Genomic DNA, 26,741 nt, shown 5'->3' with positions numbered 1-26,741 from the left:
TCGCCCAATCATCACTCCAACCCTACGCCCGGGCGAACGCCTTTGTCTCCGCTCGCCAGCGCCGCCCGCCGGCGAAGGGCGGATTCGACGGCTCATGTGGCGGCACGTCAACACGCCACCGGAGCCGCAACACCCTGCGAACGCGAGCGTTACCCACCCAGGCTGCCCAGGGGGCGACGCCGTGTTGCCGCCAGGCAACATCGCGCACGACGCCGGTGGACCCATTCCCGAGGCTGACCATCGGGCTGGCACAGGCTGCCATTGAGATGCTACCGCCCCACTCGGCCCAAGCGGTCCGGCGGGTGGACGCGGTGGGGTAGGGGACAGCTCGGTCGGCTGATCGCCTGCGGGTTGTCAGATGTCCCGGACAAGCTGTAAGCTGGGGGCTACAAAGTCGCCGCAGCCTGGGCGAGGCGGCCCCCCGCCCCGGGGGACCGAAGGCACCCACGCGGCTCTCCCATACTGGCTCATCCCGCCTGTCTCCGACGGGTGAGCCAGCATGGCGGTTTGGCGATTCTCGGTCTTCCGTGGCCGCGCATGCCATGCTGTATCACTCTCTCCCCCTCTGCCGGTGATACACCATGGCACCGAGGCGGCCGGGGCTCGCACGACCCCCACGCCTCGGCAGTGCACAGAGGAAACCCAAAGCAGAATGAGCCGCCGCAGTGAGCACTGCTCTCAGAGGAATGCCTGTGACCGCCCCGGGCCAATCGCCCATGGGGCGGCCTGCCCTCTGAGCGCGCGACCCGTCTCCCGACCCTACGCTCTGAAACAGCAGGAGGGGCAAGCCAGAGCCTGGGCACGAGAACGGGGCGGCCTCCCGCAGGTTCGGACCCTGCGGGAGGTCAGCGCCTCACAGCTTGATCTGGGGGTGGCTGAAGCGGAGGGCGCCCATGTCGTGGTAGGTGGCGACCTCGGTGACGATGGCGCCCTCGGGGCCGGCCTTCTGCCAGTGGCGGCTTTCGGCAACCTCGAGCTTGACGACCTCGCCGGGGCCTTTGAAGACCACGTGCCGGGCCTTGGCGCACTCCTTGTGGCTGGGCGGGATGATCTCGTCGGCGTTCGGGGACGGCTCGCCCTCGCTGCCGAAGTAGTCGGTGCCGTGCCGGACGAGCCAGGCCTCCATCTTCGCGGCCACCTTGTCGGTCTTCACGTGGTAGTGTTCGGGGATCATCTGGCCGGGCAGCAGCCAGATGTCGTGGAGCAGGTAGTCGTCGCGCTGGTCGTTGATGTAGAAGATGCCGGCCATGCCCACCTCGGCGAACTTGCCGAGGCCGAAGTCCAGCACCCAGAACTGGTCGGTCCTCAGCACGGGCATGATGGGGAACTTGTGGTACTCCATCAGCTCGTAGTACGCCTGCTTGGCCTTGGCCACGTCGAGCTTGCCGTCGGCGCCGTAGAAGTCCTCGTTCCTGTACTTCTTGAGCGCCGGCCTGGCGGCCTCTTCGGCCGTGGCGCGGCCTCCGCCGAGGATCGGCACCGCAGCGCCCGCGAGCACGCCGCTGAGCAGACCTCGCCTCGTCAACTCGTTCATCCTGTCGCTCCTTTCCGTTACCTCGGTCGGTTTGCGCCCGTGCTTCGATCCTATCGGGTTCGGCGCGCGGGCGCAAGGCGAAACGCCTCAGCCCTGGCAGCAGTCGCTGTCGCCGCAGCCGCACGCCTTGCCCTTGAGGTCGTTGTACAGTTGGAACGCCTTGTCGGGCTTGAGGTTATCGTGCACTACGGCGCGGATGGCGGCGGCCATGGCCGCGGGGTCTTCGGCCAGGAAGATGTTGCGGCCCATGTCCACCCCCACGGCGCCCTGGTCAATGGCCTTGTAGGCCATGGCCAGCGCGTCGGCCTCGGGCAGCTTCTTGCCGCCGGCGATGACCACGGGGATGGGCGTGCCGGCCACCACCTCGTCGAAGCCCGGCTCGCAGTAATAGGTCTTGTTGAAGTGCGCGCCCAGCTCGGCGATCACGCGGCCCGCCAGGCCCAGGTAGCGCGCGTCGCGCACCAGCTCGCGGCCCACGGCGGTCACGCCCAGGGTCGGCACCCCGTAGCGGTTGCCCTCGTTGACCAGGTGGCAGAGGTTGGCCAGGCTCTCCTTCTCGAATGGCCCGCCGACATAGCACTGGCAGGTCACGGCGGCGGCGTTGAAGCGCAGCGCGTCCTCCAGCGTCACGCCGATCACCTCGTTGGAGAGCTCCTTGAGCACCGTGGCGCCGGCGGACGAGCGGAGGACGACCGGCTTGCTGGTCTCAGGCGGGATGCAGGTCTTCAGCGCCCCGCGAGTGCACATCAGGCAGTCCACGTGCGGGATCAGCGGCGGGATGGCGAGGTCCATGCGCTCGATGCCCGACGTCGGGCCCATGATGTAACCGTGGTCGAAGGCCAGCATCACGGTGCGGCCGTCCTTGGGGTTGAAGATGCGCGACAGGCGGTTCTTCATCCCCCAGTCGAGATGCGCCGAGCCCTTGAGGAAGAACCCGGGCGTCTCGAACGGCACGTCCACGAAGAAATCCTTCGCCTTGTCCTCTGATTTCGCCTGCGCGTCGGGCATGAGTTGCGGCTCCTTTCCGTGTGTTGATGCGTGATGCGTGATTCGTGATGCGTGAGAAGAGAGGAGGAGGCGACTGCGGCCCCATCTTCTCACGTATCACGCATCACGCATCATGAACCTGCGATTGCGACGGCAAACCCCTTGAAGATCAGTGAAACCGATGTGGCCCCCGGGTCCTGGTGGCCGATGGTGCGGTCGCCGAGGTTCTTGGCCCGGCCGAATCTGGCCGGGAAGTTCTTCGTTGAGAGGGCGCCTTGCTCGGCGGCGGAAGCAGCGGCGGCGAGGCACGCGGCAACATCCTGGCCGCCATCGGCAGCGGCGCGCAAGGCAGCCACGGCGGGGACGAGGGCGTCCATCATCGTCTTGTCGCCGACCTGGGCCTTGCTGGTCTTCTGAAGGGCCGCGAGGCCGGCCGCGAAGAGCGCGGCCAGGCCCTTGGCGTCCACCGGCTTCTTGTCGGCCACGGCGTCGGCCATGCCGAGGAAGAAGGTGCCCAGCAGCGGCCCCGTCGCCCCGCCGTCCACGCCCATGATCGCCCAGCCGATGTCGTTGAGGACGCTCTTGAGGTCCTTCTTCTTGCAGGCCGCGACGGCCTGGTCCACGAGGCCCATGGCGCGGGCCATGGTGGTGCCGTGGTCGCCGTCGCCGCCCACGCTGTCGAGCTGCGAGAGCATGGCCTGGTTGGCCCGCACCTGCTCGACGGCGGCGCGGAGCATGGCGACCAGTTCCTTGTAGCCGACGGTTGCGCTCATGGGTCGCTGTCGTCCTCCTGGAGAACGCCGAAGACTGTTACCCTCCCGAAGGTGTTGGCACCTTCGGGAGGGTAGTGGAACCAGCCTCATCGGTCCGACGGGTCGGACAAGTCGGACAGGTCGGCCTCGTCCGACAGGTCGCGTTGCCCCGGCGCGCGCCTCACTTCGTCATCGTCAGCGCCGGGCTGCTGCACGGGGCGTCCCACAGGCGCAGCAGCTCGTCGTCCATGCGGCAGACGACCATTTGGAAGCCGCCCATTTCCTGGACGGTGAGGAACTCGCCCACGGCGACGCGGGCCAGTTCGATGCCCTGGGCGTCGAGGATCTGCTTGCAGCGGCGCAGGACGATGTAGAGCTCCATCAGCGTGGTGGAGCCGGTGCCGTTGAGCATGAGCAGCACCTTCTCGCCCTTCTGAATCTTACGGTCGGCCAGGAGCATGGGCAGCATGATATCGGCCGTTTCGTCGGCGGTCTTGAGCTTCATGGCCCCGCCGCCCGCCTCGCCGTGCTGGCCCATGCCCACGTTCATCTCGTCGTCGGGCATGGTGAAGATGGGCTGACCGGTCGAGGGGTGGGTGGCGGCGGACACGGCGACGGCCAGGGTGGCCATGTTGTCCTGCACGCGCTGGGCGATGGCCAGGCACTCGTCGAGCGAGCGGCCCTCTTCGGCGGCGGCGCCGGCGCACTTGATCACGATGAGGCAGCCCGACAGGCCGCGGCGCTCGGCGGGGTCGGAGGCCGAGATGTCCTCATGGGTGAGGACTTGTTTGACCTTGAGGCCTTCCTTCTCGACCATCTGCATGACGATGTTGGCGGTCATCACGTCGCCGGCGTGGTTCAGCACGATGAAGAGCACGCCCGCCTCGCGGCCTTTGGCGGCCTTGCGCAGGGCGGCGATCACGCGGGGCGGCCCAGGGGCGGCGAAGATTTCGCCCGGCACGGAGATGTCGAGCATGCCCTTGCCCACGAACCCGCTGAGGGCCGGCTCGTGGCCGCTGCCGCCCAGGGTGACCAGGGCCACCTTGCGCTTGTTCTTCGGCCGGGCGCGCACGATGAGATTCTGCTTGCCGAGCTTGAGCTGCTTGGAGTGGGCGAGGGCCATGCCCTCCAGCAGCTCGCTCACCAGGTTCTCGGGCTTGTTGATGAACTTCTTCATTGCCACAGGCGCTCTCCTTTCGTCTCCGCGTGCAGGTATGCACGCCCTACCATGGCTCGGTGTGGGCGGGGCCTCCGCGCCCCGCGTGCCTGGCTCACTTCAGTTGGATCAGCTCCAGCAGCGCATCGCCGTCCTTGATGAACGCGATGGTCATCGTGTCGCTCATCGCCGTGGGCGGCATCACCACCTCGCGGCCCTTCACGGCCGCCTGAATATCGTCCACCTGGAACGCCGCGTGGGGCGTGGTCTGAATCGGCTTGGGCAACGGCGAGCCCTTCTCGCACCGCACGAACTCCACCCGGTAGGGGTGCTTCTCGGGGTCGGTGATGTAGACCTTGGCCCCCTCGAGATAGGTTTCGCCGGGCTGCTTCTGGGTGGTCGGGACGCCGAAGTGCACGAACTTGGCCAAGGCGGCTCCTCCTAAAGGGCGGGACCGGACGCCGGGACAGCCAGTATTCTGTCACTTCGCGGCCTGTGTGTCAACCGCGAGTGGGCGTCGAGGGGGCGGAGGCGGGGCCGCCGCGCCTTCGGACCAGGGGGGAGAGCTCCACCACCAGCGCGGCGCCGCTCAGGAGGGCGGCGCCGGCGATCTGGAGCCCCGTGAGCCGGTCGCCGTGCAGCAGATAGCCGAAGAGGGCGGCGAACAGCGGCTCCAGCAACAGGATCATGGCCGTGGGCACGGCCGGCAGGCGCTGCTGCACGAAGGTCTGCACGAAGAAGGCCACCGCCGTCGCCAGCACGGCGGTGACGAGGATCGCCCGCCACACGCCGCCCGACGGCCACGAGGGCAACTCGAAGAGCAGGCACCCCGCGACGAACAGCGCCGTGGCCGCCGAAAGCTGGCCGAGCACCAGCGACTGCACGTCGTGGCGCCTCGCATAGCGGTCGAGCAGCACCACGTGAAGGCCGAAGGCCGCCGCGCAGCCGAGCGTGAGCGCGTCGCCGGCGTTGGCCCCCTGCGGCGCGCCGCCCGAGAGCAGCGCCAGGCCCACGAGGCTTACCCCGATGGCCGCCCACACCAGCGGCCTCGTGCGCACCCCGAAGAGCAGCCGATTCGCTCCCGGCACAAAGAAGACGAAGAGGCCGGTGATCACCCCCGAGTTGCTCGCCGTGGTGAGCCGCAGGCCGAACGTCTGGAACAGGTAGCCCGCCGCCAGCGCCAGCCCGATGCCCGCCCCCGCCCAGAACGACGGCCAGCGGACCCGCCACGCCACGGCCGCCGCCAGCACCCCCGTGGCGATCGTGTAGCGGATGGCCAGGAACGGCAGCACGCCGTAGCCCGCCACGGCGTCCTTCACCACCACGAAGGTCCAGCCCCACACGGCGACGACCGACAGGAGCAGCAGCGAGAGGAGGAGTCGTGTCATGTGGCCTCATTCGGCGGGCAAAGCGATGCCGAACACCTTGGCGATCTCGGCGACGAAGGGCCGATGCTTCTCGGGGCAGTGGGCGCGCCAGGCGGCCAGGTGTTGCTCGAGCGTGCGCGGCTCGCGCACGGGCTGCGCATTGAGCCAGGTCACCGCCTCCCAATGCTCGGGCTGCTTCTCGAAGAGCGGCAGCAGCGCGGCGGCGACCACGTTGTTCTTCTCGCGCAGGCACGGCTCCTTGCGCATCGCCCCCTCATTCTCGCGGAACCACTCGGCGAACGGGGTGTTCGGGGGCAGTTCGCCCTTCTTGAGCCGGTCGTCGGCATAGGTGCGATGGGTCGGGGCGAAGCTCCGCCAGTTCGGGTAGGGCGGCGTCTTGGCCCACGTGTCGGCCATGCGCCGCATGGCGAAGATCGAAGCCAGCTCGCACAGCGACTCCTCGAGCCACTTGTTCGACTTCTCGTCGTCCCGGTAGTTGCACAGGATATGGCAGAACTCGTGGGCCATCTGGTAGGCGTACTGATTCCAGAAGGTGCCGCCGGTATTGAGCTGCACATAGTACTCGCCGTGGAGGCCGCGGCGGAACCAGGTGATGGGGCCGCCCTGCGGCGCCACCACGATGGGCGGGAGCGTGCGCTCGGGGAAGTAGCGCCACAGCTCGTTCGCCGCCGACATCAGCACGTGTTGCACGTCCTGGATGTCGGCCTTCCACTCGGCCACGGGCGCGGGGATGATGAGCAGGGCAGGGCGCGGGGCCTCCGCCGCCTCGCCCGCCCGGGCGCCCAGACCTATCACGGCGAACGCCAGCAGAAGGACCGTTCTCCTCATGATCTTCTCCGGGGTTGTCTGTTCGGCTTCTCCTCGGGCCGCTCGAGCCGGGGCTCGGCCTCGGCGGCCCACGCGCCGCCGTCGGCGCTCAGCAGGGCGAGGCAGAGGGCGCGGAGCAGCGTCTTGGGCTCCGAGGGCGGCACGGCCGCCGAGAGGCGCCGCCAGCCCTCGTTCATCAGATTCCTGGCCTCCTGCCGGCAGGCCTCCAGCGCGCCCGAGCGGCGCACCAGGCCGGCCGCCTCGCGCTGGCCCTCGGGGCTTCGGCGCAGCTCGGACGAGCACAGGATGTCGCGCAGCCGCGCGCGGCGCCGCACCCCCAGGGCGCCCAGGGCGCGGAACAGGGCATACGTGACCTTGCCCTCGGCGATGTCCTTGCCCCCGGTGCCGGCGCGAAGGCGCGAGTCGCTGAAGTCCAGCACGTCGTCCACGATCTGGAATGCGACGCCGAAGTCGCGGGCGAAGGCCACGCAGGCCTCGCGGGTGGCGGCATCGGCGCCGGCGATCACGCAGGCCGTCTCGGCCATGCCCTCCGTGGCTGTCCCCGTCTTGTCGGCATAGGTCTGGAGGATCTGCGGCGCCAGCGAGTCCGCCAGCCAGCGGTCGAGCGCCTCGGGGGCCAGGTGCCGCGACCACCAGATGTCCTGCCCCTGGCCCAAGTGGGCGCGCACCGCCTGCGTGGAGGCGATGCGGTAGAGCGCCAGGCGCTGGGCGTCGGTCAGGTGCGGGTAGTCGCGCAGCGCCACGAAGCCCAGGAAGTAGGCCGTGTTGGCCGCGCTGATCGCCACGTCCACGCCGTACCGCCGATGGATGCTCTCGGCGCCGCGCCGGGTGGGCGAGCCGTCCTGGATGTCGTCCACGATCAGCGACCCCGTGTGGGCCAGTTCGCCGGTGATGGCGGCGAGGGCCTCGTAGGGCTTCGAGGGGGTGCCCAGCGCCTCGAGGAGCAGCATGCCGAACATCGGGCGCCAGTGCTTTCCGCGGCGCTGGATCAGGTCCCACAGCGGCTCGGCGAGCATGGCCGTGTGCGCGGCCGGGTTGCGCCGCCAGTGCGGCGGCCCCGCGTAGCGCGCGAGGCCCGCCTCGTCGAGCGCCCGCGGCAGGAACGCGGCCACGTGCGCGTCCAGGCGGTCGGCCCACTGCACCAGGTACTGCTGCGTATCCAGCACGCAGGCATAGCCGTGCAGTGCGAGGTGCGCCCGGCCCTCGACGCGCCGCCCATGGAGGCGGCCGCGCACCGTTCCCGCCCCGTGCCAGAGGGCGCGCAGCGGGCCGAAGACAGGCGCCTCCTGGTCGTCGGCCAGCGGCTCGAAGTCGAGCTCCAGACCCCACTCGGGCACGCTGGCGCTCATGGCTACGGGATAGGGCGTTCCGGTGCGCGGGCTCTCCCAGCGGCGCCGGGGCTCGAGCGACGCGGCGCGCGAGAGAGCCGCCTCGCCTTCGTCGGCCCACTCCACGGCGAACGTGTGCACGATGCCCCCGTTCCGCAGGTCCCTGCGGCGCGCCAGCACGAGGTCCGGGCCATCGTCCAGGTTCACCGCAAGGCGGTCCCAGCCGAACACGCCCTCGCCCGCGCGGGGGACGAGCCAGCCGACGTCGCTCGGCGCATGCTCGGCCCAGGCTTCGCCCCTCACGGGCTCGCCTGCCACCTCGCCGGCGACGGCGAGGCGGGGCCACACGACCTCCTTCAGCGGCCCTGCCCCCTTCAGGTGAGCACCCGGAAGCCGTCTGCCGGCCCGCTCGGGCCGCAGGTGCAGGCGGCACGCGCGTGCCTCGCCCGGCTCTGTGAACGACAGATCGAACCCATCCCGTGTCTCGGCGAGACCGAAGTCCTTCCACGTGGCTCGGAACGGCTGGCGGGTCACGCTCGCGGGTGCCGCCTCGCCCCGATGGCCGCGCGGGAGGCCGAACGCCTCCATCTCGCTCGCCAGGGCTTCGAGCACATGGGGGTTGAGGCCAGACCCCCGCGCCGCGCGAAAGACGCGCGGCAACGCCGCCGCCGAGACGGCGTCGAGTTGCGAGAGAGTCTCATGGCGGCCCGTGGCCGGGTCGAGCACCGACGCGAGGAGGCAGAAGGCGTCGCGCGCCGCGGCCCGCCCGATGGGGATCGCCTCGCGCAGAAGGGTCAGGGAGAAATGGCGTCGCCCCGCGGCGGCCGTCTGGTAGAAGCCGTGGACGCCCCATCGCTCCACCGTGCGGCCGCACGGCGGCACGCCGAGGCCCCCGCCGATCCCGATGCGCATGTCACGCTCCGCGCCAACCCCCCTGCCGAAGCCGGCCGCAGCAAGGCGTCCCCCAGTATATCCGCCGCAGGCTTGCGTGCAAGGACGCGCCGCGGCGGCCACCCTCTCACTCGTAGCGCAGCGCTTCCACGGGGTCGAGGCGGAGCGCCCGCCAGGCGGGGTAGAGGCTGCCCAGCACGCCCACCACGCCCGCGGCAGCCACCACCTCGGCCACCACCCGGAGGTCCAGCGCCGGCTCCACGCAGGCCCGGATCAGCGGGGCCGACACCAAGAGATGCAGCCCGCCATATCCCAGCACCACGCCGAACAGGCTGCCGAGAAGAGCCAGAAGGCAGCCTTCTGTGACGATCATCGCCAGCACCCGGCCCGGCCCCCAGCCCACCGCGCGCAGCACGCCGATCTCGCGCGTGCGCTCGACCACGCACATCAGCAGCGTGTTCAGGATGATGATGACGGCCACGAGAAAGGCCACGAGCGACGTGCCCCACGTGATGGCGCGGAACGCCTGGAGCACGTGGTGCGTGGCGGCCGCCGTTTCGGCCTCGAAGAAGGCCAGGGCGGGGAAGGCCCGGCGCAGGCGCTCCACCGTGGCGGCCCGCGTGGCCGCATCGCGCGGCTCGGCCAGGCGCAGGCTGAACCCCGTGGCCTTGCCCTCGCGCCCCAGCAGCGTTTGCATCGCGGGCAGCAGCATGAACACCATGCTGCTCTGAAGGATGCCCACCGCCTGCACCACGCCGGCCACCGCGTAGCGTCGCCCGATGATCTCCACCGTGTCCCCAGGTCTCTTCCTCAGGATCGCCGCCACCTGGCTGCCCAGCACCACGCTCTCCGGGTCGGCCGGGGTTGGCAGCGTCCCCGCCTCCAGCCTCAGGGTCTGCCACAGCCAGCCGTCGGGCGCCATGCCCACGAGCACCGCCGTGTTGCCCGTCTCGAGCGTCACCAGGTGGCCCAGTTCCACGGCCACGTCGGCCACGCCGGGGACGCGGCGCAGCTCGTCGGTCAGGCTCTCGGCCACCGAGGAGGTGAAGGGGTCCAGCGCCCCCTGGCGCATCGCCACCACGTCCACCCCCTGGTCGCGCATCTGCACGGTCCAGGCCCGCTCGACGCCGCGCGAGAGGCCCACGAGCACCACGAACGAGCCGATGGCCGCCGCGGCCCCGAAGGCGGTGAGCAGCGAGCGCGCCGGCCGGCGCGCCAGGTTGCGCAGGGGCAGGCTGGCGAAGGTCATGGCGAGCCTCCCCCCCAGTCGGTGGCGATTCGGCCGTCGAACAGATGCACCACCCGTGCGGCCCGCGCGGCGACCTCGGGGTTGTGGGTCACGATCACCAGCGTCATGCCGTGCTGGGCGTGCAGGCCGAGCAGCAGATCGAGCACCGCTGCCGCCGATACCGAATCGAGATTGCCCGTCGGCTCGTCGGCCAGGAGCACGTCGGGGCCGTTGGCCAGGCTGCGGGCCAGGGCCACGCGCTGGCGCTCGCCGCCCGAGAGTTCGGCAGGGCGATGCGCGGCGCGGTCGGCCAGGCCCACACGTTCGAGGAGTTCGCTCGCCCGGCGCTCGCGCTCGCGGCGGCCCCGGCCCTGGCCGAACATGGGCACCTCGACGTTCTCGGCCGCGGTGAGCGTGGGCAGCAGGTTGGCCGCCTGGAACACGAAGCCGATGCGCGCCGCCCGCAGGCGCGCCCACTCGCCCACCGAGGCCGGCGCGCGGCCCTCGAAGAGCACGCGCCCGCTCGTCGGGCGGTCCAGCCCGCACAGCAGGTGGAGGAGGGTGGACTTGCCGCTGCCGCTCGGCCCCACGACGGCCAGGCACTCGCCCCGCGCGAGGGTGAGGGAGATGTTGTCGAGCGCCTTCACCCGCCCGTCGCCGTACCAGCGGCTCACGCCCTGGAACTCGATTGCCGGGGTTGCCGAGGCGCCGCCCATGAGGTCCCTCTGCTCACAGCGTCCACGGCTCGCGCCGTGCGCGGTCGAGCCAGCGGGCGGCCTCGGGGTCGCCCACGATCTCCTCCTTCGCAGGGTCCCACTTCAGCGGGCGGTTGAGCCAGTAGGCGATGTTGCCGAGGTGGCAGACGGTGATGGTGCGCACGCCGACCTCGATGTCGCAGATCGGCTTCTGGCGGTTGCGGATGCAGCGCAGCCAGTCCTCGTGGTGGCCCGGGCTGTTGTAGAGGTGCACCTCGTGGGCGGCGGTGGGCGTGTCTTTGAGGCCGGGCGGGTCGGTCTCCAGCTTGCCGCGGTCCACGAACACCGCGCCCTGGGTGCCGTAGAAGTTCACGCCCATCCGGCCCCCGCCGCCGTGGGTCATCACCACGCCATTGGCGTACTTGTAGGTGAGCTGCTTGTACTCCTTGCCGTCGGGCGGGTGGACCTCGACCGGGCCGCTCTCGTCCATCCCGAGGCCCCATTGGGCGATGTCGAAGTGGTGGGCGCCCCAGTCGGTCATGCCGCCGCCCGAGTAGTCGCGGTAGCTCCGCCAGGCGGGGAAGTGATTGTAGGGGTTGCCCGGGCAGATGGTCGAATGATAGGGCCGCCAGGGAGCGGGGCCGAGCCACAGGTCCCAGTCGAGTCCCTCGGGCACGGGCTGGGCCGGCAGATCGCACTCGCGCGAGGGGCCGCCGACGTTGACGATGACCCGCTCGACCTTGCCGATGCGGCCGCTGCGGACCATTTCGCAGGCGAAGCGGAACTCGCGGCCCGAGCGCTGCTGGGAGCCCGTCTGGAACACGCGCCCGTAGCGGCGGATGGCGTGGGCCATCGCCCGCGCGTCGCGGATGGTGAGCGAAAGGGGCTTTTCGCAGTAGACGTCCTTGCCCGCCTCGGCGCAGCGGATGGTCATCAGCGCATGCCAGTGGTCGGGCGGGGCCATGAGCACGGCGTCAATGTCGCGGCGGGCGGCCAGGTCGCGGAAGTCCTTGTAGCAGCCGCAGGCGTTGTTCCCATAGCGGTCATTGACCTTCTTGGCGGCGTCCTCGCGGCGGAACTGGTCGCAGTCGCACACGGCGAGCACCTGCACGTCGCGGCGGGCGAGCATGCCGCCCAGGTGGCCGCGGGCCTGCATGCCGATGCCGATGAAGCCCATCGTGATCCGGTCGCTCGGCGGGGCGGCTGCCTCGGCCCCGAGCGACGACGCTGGCACCACCAGCGGCGCGCCCACGAGAGCCGAAACCTGCCCCAGAAACCTCCGCCGACTCGTCCCGCCGTTCCGCTTCATTCGCATTCTCCAAACTCGGGTAGTCCCAAGCGTCCTGCTTGCGGTCCTCCTCGGCCCCTCGACTTGTCGCTACAGGGCTCGACGCAGGCACTATTCTGGCATGTACCGCCGCACTTTTCAACCGGCCCGAGCCAATGGCCACTTGCATTCGCCGCGGCGGATGGCTAGAGTGGGGCGCGCGGGCGGTGAGGAGGAATCCCTTGCTGACGAACGGAGGGTGCCGATGAATCCCGGGCGGCTCGCAATCGCGGCGATGGGGGCAACGCTGATGCACACGGCCTGGGCAGGGAGCACGCTCAAGCACGAGGAAGGCAAGTCGCTCTCTTGCGTGCTTGACGGCAAGACGCTGTGGACGCTGAACTTCACGAAGGCGGAGGGGAAGCCGTATTTTCATCCCCTGTGCCTGGCGGACGGGACGGTGCTGACGTGGCTGCGGCCCGGCGACCACATCTGGCACCGGGCGCTGTGGTTCTCGTGGAAGTTCATCAACAAGCTCAACTACTGGGAGGAAGATAAGGCCGGCAAGTCGCAAGGCCTGAGCGACATCATGGACGTGAAGTTCGACGAAGGGAAGGACGGCACCACGAAGATCGTCATCCTCCTCGACTACCATCCACCCGACAAGCCGGCCGTGCTCAAGGAGCGCCGCGAAATCACCGTAACGACGCCCGACAAGGACGGCTGCTATCGCATGGACTGGCGGATGACCTGGACGGCGGGAGCCGAGGATGCCGTGCTCGACCGCACGCCGACGAAGGCCGACGGCGGCCCCGACTGGGGCGGCTACGCGGGGCTGTCGTTCCGCGCCGTGAAGGAGATGACGGAGTACCAGGCGCTCGACAGCGAAGGGCGCAAGAACCTCGAGGGACACGGGCAGAAGGCCCGCTGGCTCGACTTCAGCGGCATGGTGCCCGACGCCAGCGGCCTTGTGGACAAGGCGACGAAGAAGGCGGCGGGCGTGGCGATGTTCGACCACCCGTCGAATCCCCGCCACCCGACGCCGTGGTTCGTCATCATGAGCGGCACGTTCGGCTACTGTAGCCCCGCCTTCCTCTTCGACAAGGCGCACACAATCCCCGCCGGGCAGTCGCTCACGCTGTTCTACCGCGTGCTGATTCACCCCGGCCGTGGCGACAAGGAGACGCTGGAGAAGGAATGGAGAGACTTCGCGGCGTTGAAGTGAGTTCGTAGTGGGGGCTTCAGCCCGTATCCTCGGCTCTCCAAGATACGGCCTGAAGGCCGCACTACGAACGCGGCCAGCGGCTCCCGCGCGGACTTGCAGGGGACGCGACTTGCAACGGAGGGCCGCTTGCGCTAGAACCTTTGCGCGCCGGTTGAAACACTTGGCACCACCCGGCTAACGGGAAAGGAGATGGACATGAGGCGGTGGACACTGGGCGCGGCGTTGATGGGCCTCGTCGGCCTGTGGGGCGTGGCCCTCGCAGGAGAGGCGGCCCCAGCCGCCAACGTAGAGGACTGCCTGAAGGAAGTCGTGGCCTACAAGTATGGCGACAGCCGCAAGGCGCTGCTCGACCTGGAAGGCCAGATTCGCGCGACCTTCGGCAACGCCGAGGCGCGCAAGGCCATCGTGGCCAAGCTGGCCGCCGCCCTCAGCGGGGCACAGACCACCACCGACGCCAAGCGCTTCCTGTGCCAGCAGCTCAGCATCATCGGCGGGCCCGAGGTCGTGGCCGTGGCCGCCAAGCTGCTGCCCGATGCCGACCTGTCGCACTCCGGGCGCACCATCCTCGAGCGCGTGCCCGGCCCCGAAGCTGCCGCCGCCCTCCGCGACGCGCTCGGTTCGCTCAAGGAGAAACTCCTCATCGGCGTGCTGAACACCATCGGCGAGCGCCGCGATGCGGACTCCGTGGCCGCCGTGGCAAAGTTCCTGGGCGACGCCGACCCCGCCGTGGCCAGCGCCGCGGCCACCGCGCTGGGCAAGATCGCCAGCGCCGACGCCACCAAGGCCGTGGCGGCTGCGCGCGGCAAGGCCGCCGACGCGGCCAAGCTGGCCTTCGCCAACGCTTACCTGCGCTGCGCCGACAAGCTGGTCGCCGACGGCAAGGCCGCCGAGGCCGCCGCCATCTACACCGAGATGACCGACGCCAAGGAGCCGAAGAACGTCCGCATCGCCGCCCTCCGCGGCCTGGTGATCGCCGACACGGCCAAGGCCCTGCCGCTCATCACCGCCGCCCTGATGGGCGACGACCCCGAGATGCAGGCCATCGCCACCAGCTTCGTGCGCGACATGAAGGGCGGCGCCGTGGCCAAGGCCTTCGTCGAGCTGCTGCCCAAGCTCAAGCCGCCCGTGCAGGCCCTCGTCATCGCCGCCCTCGCCGACAGCGGCGACCCCGGCGCCCGCGACGCGATGCTCTGGGGCGTGAAGAGCGAGGACGCCGCCGTGCGCGCCGCCGCGCTCCGCGGCCTGGCCGCCGTGGGCACGGCCGAGGACGTGGCCATGCTCGTCAAGACGGCCGCCGCCGGGCCCGACACCGACAAGGGGCCCGCCGGCGAAAGCCTCGCCCGCCTGGGCGTCAAGGGCGCCGATGAGGCGCTGCTCAAGCTGCTCGACGGCGCCGACGTGCCCACCCGCTCGGCCATCATCCGCACGCTGGGCGTCCGCCGCAGCGCCGCCGCTCTGCCCGCCGTGCTCAAAGCCGCCGCCGATGCCGACGAGGGCGTGCGCATCGAGGCCCTCAAGGCCCTCGAGGCCCTCGCCGACGAGAAGCAGAGCGCGGCCATCGTGAAACTGCTCGTGGACGCCAAGACCCCCAACGAGCGCGCGGCCGCCGAGCGCACCGCGTTCACCGTCCTCAGCAAGGGCAAGGACGCCGAGGCCCGCGTCGAGCCCCTCCTGGCCGCGCTCGGCCAGGCCGGCACCGATGCGAAGTGCGCGATCCTGCGCGTCGCCGGCCGCCTCGGCGGCGGCAAGGCCCTGGCCGCCGTCCGCGCCGCGCTGAAGGACGCCGACGCCGCGATCCAGGAGGCGGCCATCCGCGCCCTGGCGAGCTGGCCCGACGCCGCCGCCCTGCCCGACCTGCTCGAGCTGGCCAAGTCGGCGCCCAAGGACAACCTGAAGATCATCGCCCTGCGCGACTACGTGCGCCTGGTGGGTTTGCCCAACTCGCGCAAGCCCGAAGAGAACCTCGCAATGTACAAGGAGGCCATGGCCCTGGCCACGCGGCCGGACGAGAAGCGCCTCGTTCTCGGCGGCCTGCGCGAGGTCAAGCACATCGAGGCCCTCAAGATGGCCGCCGCCTGCCTCGATGACGCGGCGCTGGCCAACGAGGCGTGCGTGGCCGTCGTCGAGGTGGCCAAGGCCGCCGGCAAGGCCGACAAGGAGGCCTCCAAGGCCGCCCTCGAGAAGGTGCTCCAGACGTCCAAGGACAAGCGCCTGGTCAACGACGCGAAGAACCTGATCAACCAGCTCAAATAGCCGAACGCCTGATGCCGTTCGATGCCGCCGTCGCCGCGCGACAGCCCCCCTGGCGCGCGGCGACGGGGCTTAACGACCCCGCGCCGCAAAGGGATCCCCCTGCGGCGCGGCGGTTGAACCCGGCAGCCAGCATCGTGTGAGCGGCGGCCAGCTACTTGCCTTTGCCTTTCTTCGGCGCGGCCTTCTTCTTGGGAGCGGCCTTCTTCGGGGCACTGCAACCGCACGTCTTGCACATGCTCGTTCCTCCTGGTAGCGGGCGGACCTGCCCCACCCTGTGCGTCTCCCCCCGCCTCCATTATGCCACGGGACGCGATGTTTGCAAGAGGAAAGTGGAGTGAACGGGTGTGGGCCGGAATTGTCGGTGTCTGCGGGAGCTCCGAAGGAGCGAAATGGGATAGCCCAGGGCAACACCCGCATCTTTGCCCACATTTTCCGGGGGCTGGGGCTTAGCCCCCGACGGGGGCGTTTGAGCCGTAGCCCAGGGCGACCGAAGGGAGCCCTGGGGAGAGGCGGCCCCACAGGGGAGCCCCCGAAGTGGGGCGATTCAAGGCGTGAAGCGCCCCCTTCGGGGGCTTGGACAGGCGGGGACGCCCGGTCCCAGGGCTCCCTTCGGTCGCCCTGGGCTACGGCCCGGTCGCCCGCGTTCGCGGGCTACGAGGCCCTGGCATGTGGGCGAAGATCAGGGCGTGGCCCTGGGCTATCCCATGCGAGTCCTTCAGGCTCCAGAGAGAATCACCCCGCCTACATTTCCGGCCCACACCCGGAGTGAACCCTGTGCCCGTTCCGCGCTTGACGCCCCGCGCCCAAACGGTACAATGTGCTGGCGGCGTCAGCCCGAGGAGACACGCATGGCGGTCCGGAAGGCACGAGTGGATGACGCGCCCGCCATCCACGCCCTGGTGAATTACTACGCGCGCAAGGAGGCGATGCTCGCCCTGTCGCTGGGCATGGTCTACGAACGCCTCCGCGACTTCTGGGTCTGCGAGGAGAACGGCGAGGTCCTCGGCTGCTGCGCCCTGCATGTCGTGTGGGAGAGCCTGGCCGAGATTCGCTCGCTGGCCGTGCGCGAGGACCGCCAGCGCCACGGGATCGGGCGGGCGCTGTACCAGGCCTGCGTCGAGGAGGCCCCCGCCCTGGGCGTCACGCGCCTGTTCGCGCTCACCTTCGTCCCAGGCTTCTTCCGCAAGATGGGCATGGCCGAGGTGGCCAAGGAGACCCTGCCCCACAAGGTCTGGTCCGACTGTGTGCGCTGCCACCGCTTCCCCAATTGCGACGAGGTGGCCCTGGCGGTGGACCTGCGCCGCGCGCCCCACCCCTGCGAGCCAGGCGCCCCCGGAGCCGGCGGCCCGCCATGAAGTACGTCTTCGGCCCCGTCCCCTCGCGGCGCCTGGGCAACTCGCTGGGCGTGGACCTCCTGGCGTTCAAGGCCTGCACGTTCGACTGCATCTACTGCCAGCTCGGGCGCACCACCGAGAAGACGGCTGAGCGCCGGCGCTTCGTGCCGCCCGACGATGTGGTGGCCGAGGTGCGCCAGGTTCTCGACTCCGGCGTGGCCGTGGACTACGTGACGCTGTCGGGCTCGGGCGAGCCGACGCTGAGCGTCGATCTCGGGCGAGTCATCCACGCGATCAAGGGCTTCAGCCGCGTGCCCGTCGCAGTGCTCACCAACGGCTCGCTGCTGGGCCGCCCCGCCGTGCAGGCCGACCTGGCCGAGGCCGACCTCGTGATCCCTTCGCTCGATGCGGCCACGCCGGAGGCCTTCCAGCGGGTGAACCGCCCGTGCGGCGGGCTGAGCGTGGCCGACGTGGCCCGCGGCCTCCGCGACTTCACGCTCGGGTTCACCGGCCAGGTGTGGCTCGAGGTGATGGCGGTGGCCGGCGTCAACGACACGCCCGACGAGGCTCGGGCGATCGTGCGCGCGCTCGAAGGCGCCCGGATTGACAAGGTGCAGCTCAACACCGTGGTGCGCGCGCCCGCCGAGAGCTGGGCCGAAGCCGTGCCCGAGGAGCGCCTGAAGGAACTGGCCGCCATCCTCGAGGGGCTGGCGCCGGTGGAGATCATCGGCCGCTACGCGCACCGCCGGCATCGCGCCGAGGCCGACGACGCGCGCGAGCGCATCCTGGCCACCCTCGCCCGCCGCCCGTGCGGCGCGGCCGAGCTGGCCACGAGCCTGGGGCTCAACCCCTCCCTGGTCGCCACGCTGCTCGAGGAGTTGTGCCGCGATGCCCGCACCGAGCGCGTCCTCGTCGGCGGCGCCGCACAGTACCGCATCCCCCCGCCCTGAGGCAGAGGAGCCCGCGATGAACGATTACTGGAGCCGGGACCGCGAGCTACGCTTCAACCGCATCGAGGCCGAGGCCCGTGGCTTCGGCCTGCGCGTGATGGAGGTGAACAAGAGGTCCAAGCCCTGGGGCGGCTTCGTGCGCTTCAAGCACGACTCGCTCGAGGCCTTCCGCCACGCCTACTGGGAGCGGGGCCTCAGCCCCTACTGGCAGCGCGTGCTCGGCGACATCTGGCAGACCCATCTCCGCGAGCAGCGCAAGCTGCCGCTCGACTCCAAGCTGCTGCTCCTCGAGCCCGGCAAGCGCTTCAGCCTCCAGGCCCACGAGCGGCGCAGCGAGCTCTGGCGCGTCATCGAGGGCCCCGTCCTCATCGTCTTCGGCGACAACGAGGAGAGCCTCCACGACCTCGAGGTGCGGCCCGGCGAGGTCATCCGCATCCGCAGCGGCCAGCTCCATCGCGCGGCGGCCCCCGCCCTCCATTGGGGCGTCATCGCCGAGTTCTGGCACCACGACGACCCGCTCAACCCCTCGTCCGAGGACGACATCCTCCGTTACGCCGACGACCACGACCGCGTGGGCGAAGACCAGGAGGAATGACGCGACGCCGGGCCACCCCCGTGTTCGGCGGCGGCTGCGGCCGGGCGCGCGCGGCTCACCACGCGCGGGAACTGAACTCCCCGAAGTCGTCCACCGGCCGCTCGCGCACGGCCGCCACCTGCTCGGGCGGGGGTGCCGGCGTGAGAAGACTCACCACCGGGATCAGCACCGCCGACACCACCACCCCGGCCGCCACGTACAGGTAGCCGTACGACTTCTGGAGCAGCTCCGGCAGCTTCTCCGCTGCCTGGAGGTACTTCATCTCGTACCAGTACATGCCCACCGTCGTGAGGAAGCCCGCGAGCGAGGCGGCGATCACCGCGGCCGACGTGGTGCGCTTCCAGAACAGGAAGAACGCCGGCACCGCGATGCTCGCGGATAGCACGCCCGACGAGATATAGTAGACATCCCCCAGCTTCTCGCTGATCAGCGCGCAGCCGAGCGCCAGGACGAACACGAACACGGTCACGGCCCGGGCCACCGCCACCCGGGTGCGCTCCGCCGCGCCCCGCTTGCGCAGGACCGGCTCGATGAGGTCGTGCGACAGCGGCATCGCTGTCACGTTCGCGAAGGTGTCTACCGTGGACATCTGGCACGCGACGATGCCGACGAGCATGAACACCTGGAGCGCGACCGGCAGCGGCGCGAGAAAGGCCGTGATGATCCTCGTCCCGTCGGCGCCCACGGCCTCGGGCGGCGCGCCGTTCACGGGCGGGAACGCCACGAGCGCGCAGAACGCCGCCAGCGTCGGCAACCCGATGACGAACACGGCGATCAGACCGAACGCCAGCCCGGCCCCCTTCATCGCCTCGCGCGTGGTGCGGGCCGCCTGGATGCGCAGAAGCAGGTCCTGCTCGGTCATCCACCCCGGCAGGTAGCCGATCAGCAGAACGATGGGGAAGAGAAGGCCATTGAACCAGAGGTTGAACACCTGGCCCTCTCCGCTGGACGGCGGGGCGGCCTTTCGCAGCGCCCCGAGGATATCGCCGCCGCTCGCGCGCCCCGCCGCGCCCACGGCGACGACGGCCAGGACGACCATGAACACGGCCATGATAAGAAACTGGATCACGTCGGTCATCGCCACCGCGCGGAACCCGCCCATCACGGTGTAGAAGACAATGGGGGCGATGAGCAGCACCATGCACACCCAGGGCTCCACGCCCAGGAAGCCGCTCATCAGGGTGCCGGCCATGAACGTCTCGGCCTGCGTCCACGCCGTGAACACGAAGATCGAGAAGACCGCGAGCAGGACGCGGGCCGGGGCGCCGAACCGCTGCTCGATCGCCTGCGGCAGGCTCACCGCCGGGATTCGCCGCACGAACGGCACCATCGCCAGGATGATGAAACACAGGAGGAGCCAGGGGATGGGCAGAATCCAGAGCCCGGTGGCGCCGAACAGGTACGTCTGCCCCATGCCGAAGCCGATCCAGCCGAGCATGAGCCAGCCGGCCGTCAGCGACATCCCCAGCCGCCAGCCCGGCAACTGGCGCCGCGCGATCCAGAACTCCAGGCCCAGGTGCTCCTGGTCCCCCTTCGCGCGAAGGCGGGTCCAGTAGCCCACGCACACCATCAGCACCGAGTAGGCAATCACGGCTGCCCAGCAGTAGGTCGTGGACGCCATTTCGTTTCTCCGCAGTGGCTCAGAAGGAAAAGGTCGTGGACAGGCCGACCCAGAAGGTGTCGCGATAGCCCATGCTCCGGGCCGCGGCGCCATCGAGGATATGCGTGAAGTTCAGGCTGGGCCGAATCCTCCAGTGGTCGCCGACCTGGATGGGCAGCCCGAGGCCGAATGTCGCGTCGGCGGCCGCGGCCCGGGCGAGCCCATAGTAGGCCAGGTTGTGCCGGTGGCTCCCGTAGCCCACCGAACCCTGGCAGTCGAGCGACAGGCTGGCGGCCTTCGACAGACGGGCCACGTCGGCAAACGTGTGGCTCACCATCAGGGCGCCATAGGCCCCCTTCACCAGGTCCACGTCGCGCCAGACTTTGAGCGTCGGCGACAGCAGCGTGTCCACCCCCACGCTCGCGTAGACCTCGGTGGTGCCGTCGAAGCTCGTGTTCGGATATTCGTAGCGCACGGCACCGACAACGAACTTCAACCTGTCGCACGACCAGCCGTACTCGAGGCTGTAGTCAATCTCCGAGACGTGCCGCTTCTCCTGGTTACGATCCGTGAGGTCCACGTTGCCCCAGAGGGTGGCCGTGAACCCCTTCCAGGAGGCCGAGACGGAGGGCTGCCAGACGGCTTCATCGTTCAGCCGCAGGCCGCGCCACACGTAGGCGCTGTTGAACGTCGAATCGAGGGCGACGCTCCATTCCTTCGCCGGAGCCGCGGGCTCGGCCTCCTTGGGCGCCTCGATGGGGGCCGGCGCCGGAGGGGCCACGGCCGGCGTCGGCTCGGCGGCCCCCGCCGCGGCGGCCCCCAATGCGAGCGCCAGGTGCGCGGCCAGGGCCGAAACCGCTCGGGTCGCAAGTGCCATTGCTCTCTCCTTTCGTCCAGACCCCGGGCGGCGCAGGAAGCCCTGCACCTTCGGGGGCGGAACACAGGCTCTGGCCCGGCGCTGGACGGGGCCCGGGCGGGCCCTCGTGCAGAGCTGGGCCGGAGGAACCTGGCCGCTCAGGGAGACGAGAGGAGAGCAAGGCGTGCCTGGTCAGCGAGGAGGCGAGGCACCCCGGAGGTCAGCCCCGAGCGGCGCGCGATCGAACTGGGTGTGACGCATCCCTAGCGTCGTGCCCGGTGCGGGCCTGTTCGCGGCTCACCGCCACGGCGCGCAGCCGGCACGGCTCAGTGCTATGCCGCTCAAGGTGCTCACCTCCTTCCAGGGGAAGAGAGTGCAGGTAGCCGGAATCCCACGGATAGGACGGCGGGGATTCTACTCAACATCCGGCACCATGTCAAGCAGTTTGGCAGATGAGGGGTGCGGGCCGGGATTGTGGGTGGCGGCGGGAGCTCCGAAGGAGCGAAATGAGATAGCCCAGGGCAACGCCGTGGGAACCAGACCGCCCCGTGGCAGCCCTGAAAGGGCGGAATAGCGAGCCTCTATCTCGCCCCTTCAGGGCTGGACCCGCGGATCCCGCTGAACCCAGGGCGTCGCCCTGGGCTATCCCATGCGAGCCCTTCAGGCTCCAGAGACAACCACCCTGCCTGCAATTCCGGCCCACACCCGGCAGCCGAGGGGTGCGAACCGGAGGAGCAGGTGACCGCGGGGTACAGGCCCCCCTGCCTGCGGCCGACGTGGTGGGCGGCGTGCGCTCTGGACTCCCGCTCCACGCCGCGATTGGCGGGACGGGGCCTGGCCCGAGCGGAGCGGACTTGAGGGTTCCTCGGAAGGGCTCTGCCGGGCGTCTCGCGGACGGGCAGCGCCCATACTTGCTCAACCTTGAGGGGGAGGAGGTGAGCAAGTATGGGTAGATAGGCGAGGATTGGCGATTCTCGTGGTTCCAGCCATACTCGCTCACCGGCGCGATGAGCAAGTATGGGAGGGGGATGGCCGGAGAGTGTAAGGTGTGTTAGCATATAGAGTTGTACAGTGGCCTCGCCGGCGCCGCGGCACCCGTTCTGCGCTCCCGGCGGCTGCTACGACGGAATCGCCAAACCTTGATGGCCTGACTTGACTCATCCCCAAGGTTCAGTAGAATACAAGTATCTCCCCTCCCCGTGTGAGCAGGTCTCCCCTGGAGCCATGCATGCGCCTCCGCGCGCTCCAGCACATTGTGTCAGTGGCGTTCTTGTCAGTGGTGGTCCCCGGCTGCTCGCCGCTGTTCAAGGTGTTTGTGTACACCTGCGACCGGGTGGTAGACGCGGCGGACATGGTGGACTTCGGGGTTTCGGTGACGCCGCGGTTTTCGCTCTCGGCCTACGCCTGTCTCTTCGGCCTGGGGGGCCTGGGCGGCGGCACGGTGAACGGGTACTTCGCGGGCATCGGGGGGAGCCGGATCGGCATCTACCGCCACTACCACAGCAACATCGGCGTGATCCTCTATGCCTACGAGGTGACGGGGTGGGGGGATTTCGATGTCAACAACCCCGAGACTCTGGCCCGCCGCCACCGGGGGCCGATCGCCTGGCTCTTCATCCCCGGCGGCGACAAGTGCCGGGGCGCTGGGTGACTAAGCCGCGGAGCGGCGCACGCGGGGAGCGTGCGCAGACCAGTAGGGTTCTCATGACTTAAGTGCCTCCACGTGGGGTACGTGGGTCTCATCGGGAACATCCACTTCACCGAAATCCTCGACTTCATCGTCGGTTGGGTCGGCTTCGACCTGTCGAAGGATGACTGGGCCACCCGCATCGCCAACCGGGAGCGGGCGCCGGAGGGCACCGAGGGCGTCCAGCCCGACGCACCCGCCAAGGAAGCCCCAGAGACCCGCCCCGAGGAGCCGCCGAAGCCCAAGCCCACGCCCACGCCGTCCAAGCCTTCTCCCCCCAGAGAGCCGAAGAAAGACACGCGCTCCCCGGCCCCCAAGCGCGACCTGCGGGACCTGATCCCGTAGGGACGGAACTGGCGGGGTTGGCGGCCATTGCGGGCCACATTGCGCACAGAAGCTGTGGGAGACTCGTGGCCTGGGGCGGCTGCGGCCTGGAAGCAGACGCCCGCGCCGCCCGCGGGGCAAGCACGACCAACGCGCCCTCGCGGGCGGGCTACCCCAGCGTGAACACGCTGCCCTGCATGCCCGCCAGCCAGTCAATCACCAGCCACAGGCCGGCGGCGGTGAAGGCTCCGAGGATCATGCCCAGGAAGAACGGGCGCGTGCGGCGATAGAGCCCGATGCCGCCCATCTTGAGGACGATGACCTTGATGAGCCAGGCGACGAAGATGCTGAACCAGACGTTGAATGTCGGATGCGTGAGGCCCACGGCCAGCCCCGCCGGGTGAATGGGCCACCACGGGAACCGGTAACGGCACATCATCAGCACGCTCATCAGCGCGGCGCCAATGCCCAGGAAGCCCATCTTCCACCAGGACGTGCCGCCCGTGGCGCCCTCGGGAATCCGCATGTGCTCGATCATCCAGGTGCCTGTGCACTCGGTCATGGCGCCGAACTGCCAGCTCCCCAGGTTCATGCCCCCGTGGGCGTAGCCGATGGCGAGCACGGCCGCCATCGAACTGGCCAGCCCCACCACGAGGGCGAGCAGCATGGCGCCGAACAGCGGCCTGCCCCGCACGCCCGCGGCATTGCCCATCTTGGCCCCTGTGGCCGCCGAGGTCATCACGATGGTGCGCGTGTCGCCCGACCAGGTGAGGGCCATGCCGAGGTTCACCACGCTGGCCGGCCCGAGGCCCGCGGGGCCCAGGATGCTGTGGGTGAGGGCCGAGGGCGTGACCGGCGTGCGCGCGTAGGCGAGGCCCGCCTCGCAGATGATCTTGGTGAGGCCCAGGAACGCGATGAGGGCGCCGCCGATGAAGAGCAGGGCGTGGCCGACCTGCATCCCCGAGCGCGTCATCCACGCCACCACGTAGGCGAGGCCGATCCCCAGGCCGATCAGGGCGCCGCGGTACGACAGCAGCTCGCGGCTGTCATCCACGTCCGACGCGTTGAGGAACGCCTTGCGGAACACGCTGCGGAGGTGCTTGCGCGCGATCCAGAGGCCGATGAGCACGTAGGCCGTCACGGCGCCGAAGGCCTGGTAGGCCTCGGTGGGCGTGCCGGGGTCGGAGTACAGCTCGGTCGCGCCGATCGAGAAGCCGGCCGTGAGGAAAAGGGCCTTCTCAATCATGAAGTACCACGCGAAGACCCACAGGCTCAGCAGCACGTCGGTGTTGACGAGGTACGAGAGGCCGATGACCTCGAAGCGGACGTAGAAGGACGAGTACAGCACGCCCGGGATCATCACGAGCCAGGTGCCCAGCTCGAAGACGGGCAGGCTGGGCGCGTACTTCTGGATGCCGTTGTAGCTGAAGATGAGCGCGGGGATAGCGAAGCCCGCCCACATCATCCGCGAGCGGAAGAGGGCGGGCCATGCCGCCCGCGGAGTCTCGGTCGTCGCCATCTCCAGCGGGAGCTGCGCCAGGGGGAACGTCAGGCGCTCGTGCTCGACCCACTGGCGGCGCAGCAGCGTGACGAGGCAGATCATCACCAGGTAGACGGCGAGGATGAAGCTGCCCCACCAGGCCAGCGGCAGCACCCAGGCCCGCCACGGCAGCGGCTCGCCGGGCGGCAGGCCCTGGAAGAAGTGCCGCAGGGCCAGGTCGTCGGTCGGCGTCACCCAGTTCTTCACATACGGCAGGATCAGCTCGTTCCAGCGGTTCTCGGGCGAGGCATAGTAGCGGAGGCCGCCGGTGAGCCCCATCAGGTTCATCGTGAAGCCCCACGACGGAATGGCCGAGGCCAGCACGAGCATGACGTACACGGTCACCAGCTCGCCGGTCGAGAGGCCGAGGCGCGGCCCCAGGCGGCGCAGCAGGCCGTTGAGGCCGAAGATGAGGGCGAAAAACAGGAAGATCGCCCCGCCCGTCGAAAAGTCGGCGCACAGCGGCGAGCCGTGGATCACCAGCACCCCGAACGGCTCGCCCGCGGTGAGTCCCGCGCACAGCAGCGCGCCCACGAGGAGCGAGCGCGCCGTCACGCTGCGCCCATCATCGGCCTCGGGCTCGGGCGGGGCTGTGCGACTCGGGTTGCCGGCCATGGCCATCTCCGTGCGGGAAACGAGGCCACATTATACAGAAGAGGGTTCGATGGGGCAAAAGGCTCAGGAACTGTCTCAGAACCCACACGGGCAACGCACCCCGCGTGGGTTCTGAGGCTGTTTCTCAGGGCGCGGTCCGGCGGGCGGCCTCTGGGGCGAGGGGCGCCACCTTGTCGAGCAGGGCCTTGTGCGACTCGGGCGGCGTGCCCGCGGCGGGCGGCGTCCTGCCCAGCAGCGCCACGAGCGCGAGGGCGAGCACGGCGAGGGCCAGCCCGGCCACGGCGAGCGGCAGGAGGCCGCGGGCGCGCTCCTGCGCCGCGGCCTGCTGGCCGGGCCGCAGAGCGCGGATGCCCGCCATCAGCTCGCACGCCTCGATGCCCAACAGCACCTCGTCGCCCGTCTGCGGGCGCGCGGCCGGGTCCTGCGCCGTCATCGCCGCGAGGAGGCGGCGCAGCGGCTCGGGGATGCGGCTGGCCGGCCCCAGCAGCTCGCCGACGGCCACCCCGAGGCCGTAGATGTCGCTGCGCGCATCGGGCGGCGCGCCGCGGGCCTGCTCGGGGCTGAGGGTGGGGGGGGCCAACGTGTCCCGGCACAAGCGGGCGGCGCCGGCGGCATCGAACGCGATGTTCTCGAGGCACACGGCGCCGTGGCACTGGCCTCGGGCGTGGCCTGCCGCCAGGGCGTTGGCCACATCGCGCATCACGGCGAGGGCCTCCGCGGGCGCGAGGGGACGTTCCGCGTGCAGGTCGGCCGCGCTGCGCAGGGACGGGGGGAATCCCATGCCGCTATATCCGACGATAGTAGACGTAGGCGCGCCGTCGGGGCGCGGGCTTCTGGAAGGCGAAGAGCAGGCCCATGCCCGCCACGAAGCCGCCCACGTGCGCCCACCAGGCCACCCCGCCCGCCGCCTCTGTCATCGTCATCGAGCCCATCCCGCTCAGGAACTGGAGGACGAACCAGAAGCCCAGGAGGACGAAGGCCGGCATCTGCACCACGGTCATGAAGAAGCCCAGGAACACGAGCGTGGAGACCCGCGCGTAGGGGAATGCGATGAGGTACGCCCCCAGCACGCCCGCGATGGCCCCGCTCGCGCCCACCATGGGCACCGTGGAGCCCGCGTTGGCCGCCACCTGCGCGCCCGCGGCGCACAGGCCGCACAGCAGGTAGAAGAGCAGGAACTTGGCGTGGCCCATCCGGTCCTCGACGTTGTCGCCGAAAATCCACAGGTACCACATGTTGCCCAGCAGATGCATCCAGCCGCCGTGCAGGAACATCGAGGTGAAGAAGGTCAGCCACACGGGCGCGGGGGGCACCGTCTGCACTTCCTCCTGCACGAGCCACGGCCCCACGATGCGCAGGCGCGACTCGAGCTTCGGCGGCTCCTTGCCGAACACGCGGCAGGGGGTGAGGCCGTAGCCCCGGATGAAGCCTTCGAGCTGCTCGCCCTGCTGCAACTCGAAGAGGAAGGCCAGAGAGTTCAGCACGATCAGGGCGAGTGTCACCACGGGCACGGTGCCCGAGGGGTTGTGGTCGCGGAAGGGGATCACGTGCGCACTCCGGTTCGCTGCCCCACGCGCATCATAACAACCGCCCCGCGCGCTGTCAACGAAGCCGCGGTTGGCGGGGGTGTGGGCCGGAATTGTTGGCAGGGTGGTTGTCTCTGGAGCCTGAAGGGCTCGCATGGGATAGCCCAGGGCAACGCCCTGGG

The 26,741-nt window shown here is 70.0% G+C and carries 23 protein-coding genes; 7 read left to right on the top strand and 16 right to left on the bottom strand.

Annotated elements, in window-relative coordinates; all coding sequences use genetic code 11:
* Positions 1–853 precede the first annotated feature (853 nt).
* The 11 genes from PLE19_05970 to PLE19_05920 form a co-directional block, all read right to left on the bottom strand.
* The gene (locus PLE19_05970; GenBank protein HPD14475.1) at positions 854–1,534 is read right to left on the bottom strand and encodes a hypothetical protein; all 681 of its coding nucleotides are present in this window, start codon (positions 1,532–1,534) and stop codon (positions 854–856) included.
* 87 nt (positions 1,535–1,621) lie between these two features.
* Positions 1,622–2,542, bottom strand: coding sequence for a 3-hydroxy-5-phosphonooxypentane-2,4-dione thiolase (gene lsrF, locus PLE19_05965; protein ID HPD14474.1), 921 nt, complete (start codon positions 2,540–2,542; stop codon positions 1,622–1,624).
* A gap of 110 nt (positions 2,543–2,652) precedes the next feature.
* On the bottom strand, positions 2,653–3,294 hold the full coding sequence (gene dhaL, locus PLE19_05960; GenBank protein ID HPD14473.1) for a dihydroxyacetone kinase subunit DhaL: 642 nt from the start codon (positions 3,292–3,294) through the stop codon (positions 2,653–2,655).
* A gap of 160 nt (positions 3,295–3,454) precedes the next feature.
* The gene (locus PLE19_05955) at positions 3,455–4,456 is read right to left on the bottom strand and encodes a dihydroxyacetone kinase subunit DhaK (GenBank protein ID HPD14472.1); all 1,002 of its coding nucleotides are present in this window, start codon (positions 4,454–4,456) and stop codon (positions 3,455–3,457) included.
* 88 nt (positions 4,457–4,544) lie between these two features.
* Positions 4,545–4,859 carry a hypothetical protein gene (locus PLE19_05950; GenBank protein HPD14471.1) on the bottom strand — a complete coding sequence of 105 codons (315 nt, stop codon included), beginning with the start codon at positions 4,857–4,859 and terminating at the stop codon, positions 4,545–4,547.
* A gap of 70 nt (positions 4,860–4,929) precedes the next feature.
* Positions 4,930–5,817: a DMT family transporter gene (locus PLE19_05945; GenBank protein HPD14470.1), complete on the bottom strand. Its 888-nt coding sequence runs from the start codon at positions 5,815–5,817 to the stop codon at positions 4,930–4,932.
* A 6-nt stretch (positions 5,818–5,823) separates the two neighbouring features.
* Positions 5,824–6,645 carry a hypothetical protein gene (locus PLE19_05940; protein HPD14469.1) on the bottom strand — a complete coding sequence of 274 codons (822 nt, stop codon included), beginning with the start codon at positions 6,643–6,645 and terminating at the stop codon, positions 5,824–5,826.
* Positions 6,642–8,885 carry a polyprenyl synthetase family protein gene (locus PLE19_05935; protein ID HPD14468.1) on the bottom strand — a complete coding sequence of 748 codons (2,244 nt, stop codon included), beginning with the start codon at positions 8,883–8,885 and terminating at the stop codon, positions 6,642–6,644. The genes PLE19_05940 and PLE19_05935 overlap by 4 nt, the downstream gene beginning before the upstream one ends.
* A 106-nt stretch (positions 8,886–8,991) precedes the next feature.
* The gene (locus PLE19_05930) at positions 8,992–10,113 is read right to left on the bottom strand and encodes an ABC transporter permease (GenBank protein ID HPD14467.1); all 1,122 of its coding nucleotides are present in this window, start codon (positions 10,111–10,113) and stop codon (positions 8,992–8,994) included.
* On the bottom strand, positions 10,110–10,808 hold the full coding sequence (locus PLE19_05925; protein ID HPD14466.1) for an ABC transporter ATP-binding protein: 699 nt from the start codon (positions 10,806–10,808) through the stop codon (positions 10,110–10,112). Before PLE19_05925 ends, PLE19_05930 begins: the two co-directional genes overlap by 4 nt.
* A 13-nt stretch (positions 10,809–10,821) precedes the next feature.
* On the bottom strand, positions 10,822–12,096 hold the full coding sequence (locus tag PLE19_05920; GenBank protein HPD14465.1) for a Gfo/Idh/MocA family oxidoreductase: 1,275 nt from the start codon (positions 12,094–12,096) through the stop codon (positions 10,822–10,824).
* A gap of 223 nt (positions 12,097–12,319) precedes the next feature.
* On the opposite strand from PLE19_05920, the gene PLE19_05915 reads away from it, so the two are divergent.
* From PLE19_05915 to PLE19_05895, 5 genes are all read left to right on the top strand, one after another.
* Positions 12,320–13,279: a PmoA family protein gene (locus PLE19_05915; GenBank protein HPD14464.1), complete on the top strand. Its 960-nt coding sequence runs from the start codon at positions 12,320–12,322 to the stop codon at positions 13,277–13,279.
* A 195-nt stretch (positions 13,280–13,474) separates the two neighbouring features.
* The gene (locus PLE19_05910) at positions 13,475–15,532 is read left to right on the top strand and encodes a HEAT repeat domain-containing protein (protein ID HPD14463.1); all 2,058 of its coding nucleotides are present in this window, start codon (positions 13,475–13,477) and stop codon (positions 15,530–15,532) included.
* Between the two features lie 848 nt (positions 15,533–16,380).
* Positions 16,381–16,887 (top strand): N-acetyltransferase, encoded by a 507-nt coding sequence (locus PLE19_05905; protein ID HPD14462.1) that lies wholly within the window; start codon positions 16,381–16,383, stop codon positions 16,885–16,887.
* Positions 16,884–17,816, top strand: a complete 933-nt coding sequence (locus PLE19_05900; GenBank protein ID HPD14461.1) for a radical SAM protein — start codon at positions 16,884–16,886, stop codon at positions 17,814–17,816. Before PLE19_05905 ends, PLE19_05900 begins: the two co-directional genes overlap by 4 nt.
* A gap of 16 nt (positions 17,817–17,832) precedes the next feature.
* A complete protein-coding gene (locus PLE19_05895) occupies positions 17,833–18,411 on the top strand; it encodes a hypothetical protein (GenBank protein ID HPD14460.1) in 579 nt (192 codons plus the stop codon).
* A 55-nt stretch (positions 18,412–18,466) separates the two neighbouring features.
* Here the strand turns inward: PLE19_05895 and PLE19_05890 are convergent, their stop codons facing one another.
* Complete coding sequence (locus PLE19_05890; GenBank protein HPD14459.1) at positions 18,467–20,032, bottom strand: sodium:solute symporter family protein; 1,566 nt, start codon at positions 20,030–20,032, stop codon at positions 18,467–18,469.
* Positions 20,033–20,051: 19 nt separating this feature from the next.
* Positions 20,052–20,888, bottom strand: a complete 837-nt coding sequence (locus PLE19_05885) for a hypothetical protein (protein ID HPD14458.1) — start codon at positions 20,886–20,888, stop codon at positions 20,052–20,054.
* 1,207 nt (positions 20,889–22,095) lie between these two features.
* Between PLE19_05885 and PLE19_05880 the strand changes: the two genes are divergently transcribed.
* Both PLE19_05880 and PLE19_05875 read left to right on the top strand, forming a co-directional pair.
* Entirely contained in the window at positions 22,096–22,518 is a 423-nt protein-coding gene (locus PLE19_05880) for a hypothetical protein (protein HPD14457.1), read from the top strand.
* A 72-nt stretch (positions 22,519–22,590) separates the two neighbouring features.
* Positions 22,591–22,899: a hypothetical protein gene (locus PLE19_05875; protein HPD14456.1), complete on the top strand. Its 309-nt coding sequence runs from the start codon at positions 22,591–22,593 to the stop codon at positions 22,897–22,899.
* A 148-nt stretch (positions 22,900–23,047) separates the two neighbouring features.
* On the opposite strand, the gene PLE19_05870 is transcribed toward PLE19_05875, so the two are convergent.
* From PLE19_05870 to PLE19_05860, 3 genes are all read right to left on the bottom strand, one after another.
* A complete protein-coding gene (locus PLE19_05870) occupies positions 23,048–25,033 on the bottom strand; it encodes a hypothetical protein (GenBank protein ID HPD14455.1) in 1,986 nt (661 codons plus the stop codon).
* 124 nt (positions 25,034–25,157) lie between these two features.
* Complete coding sequence (locus PLE19_05865; GenBank protein ID HPD14454.1) at positions 25,158–25,814, bottom strand: hypothetical protein; 657 nt, start codon at positions 25,812–25,814, stop codon at positions 25,158–25,160.
* A 4-nt stretch (positions 25,815–25,818) separates the two neighbouring features.
* On the bottom strand, positions 25,819–26,580 hold the full coding sequence (locus tag PLE19_05860) for a rhomboid family intramembrane serine protease (GenBank protein HPD14453.1): 762 nt from the start codon (positions 26,578–26,580) through the stop codon (positions 25,819–25,821).
* Positions 26,581–26,741: the final 161 nt, after the last annotated feature.

It is taken from the genome of Planctomycetota bacterium (genome assembly GCA_035384565.1).
Taxonomy (GTDB): domain Bacteria; phylum Planctomycetota; class PUPC01; order DSUN01; family DSUN01; genus DAOOIT01.
This window is presented reverse-complemented; position numbering and strand designations above follow the sequence as displayed.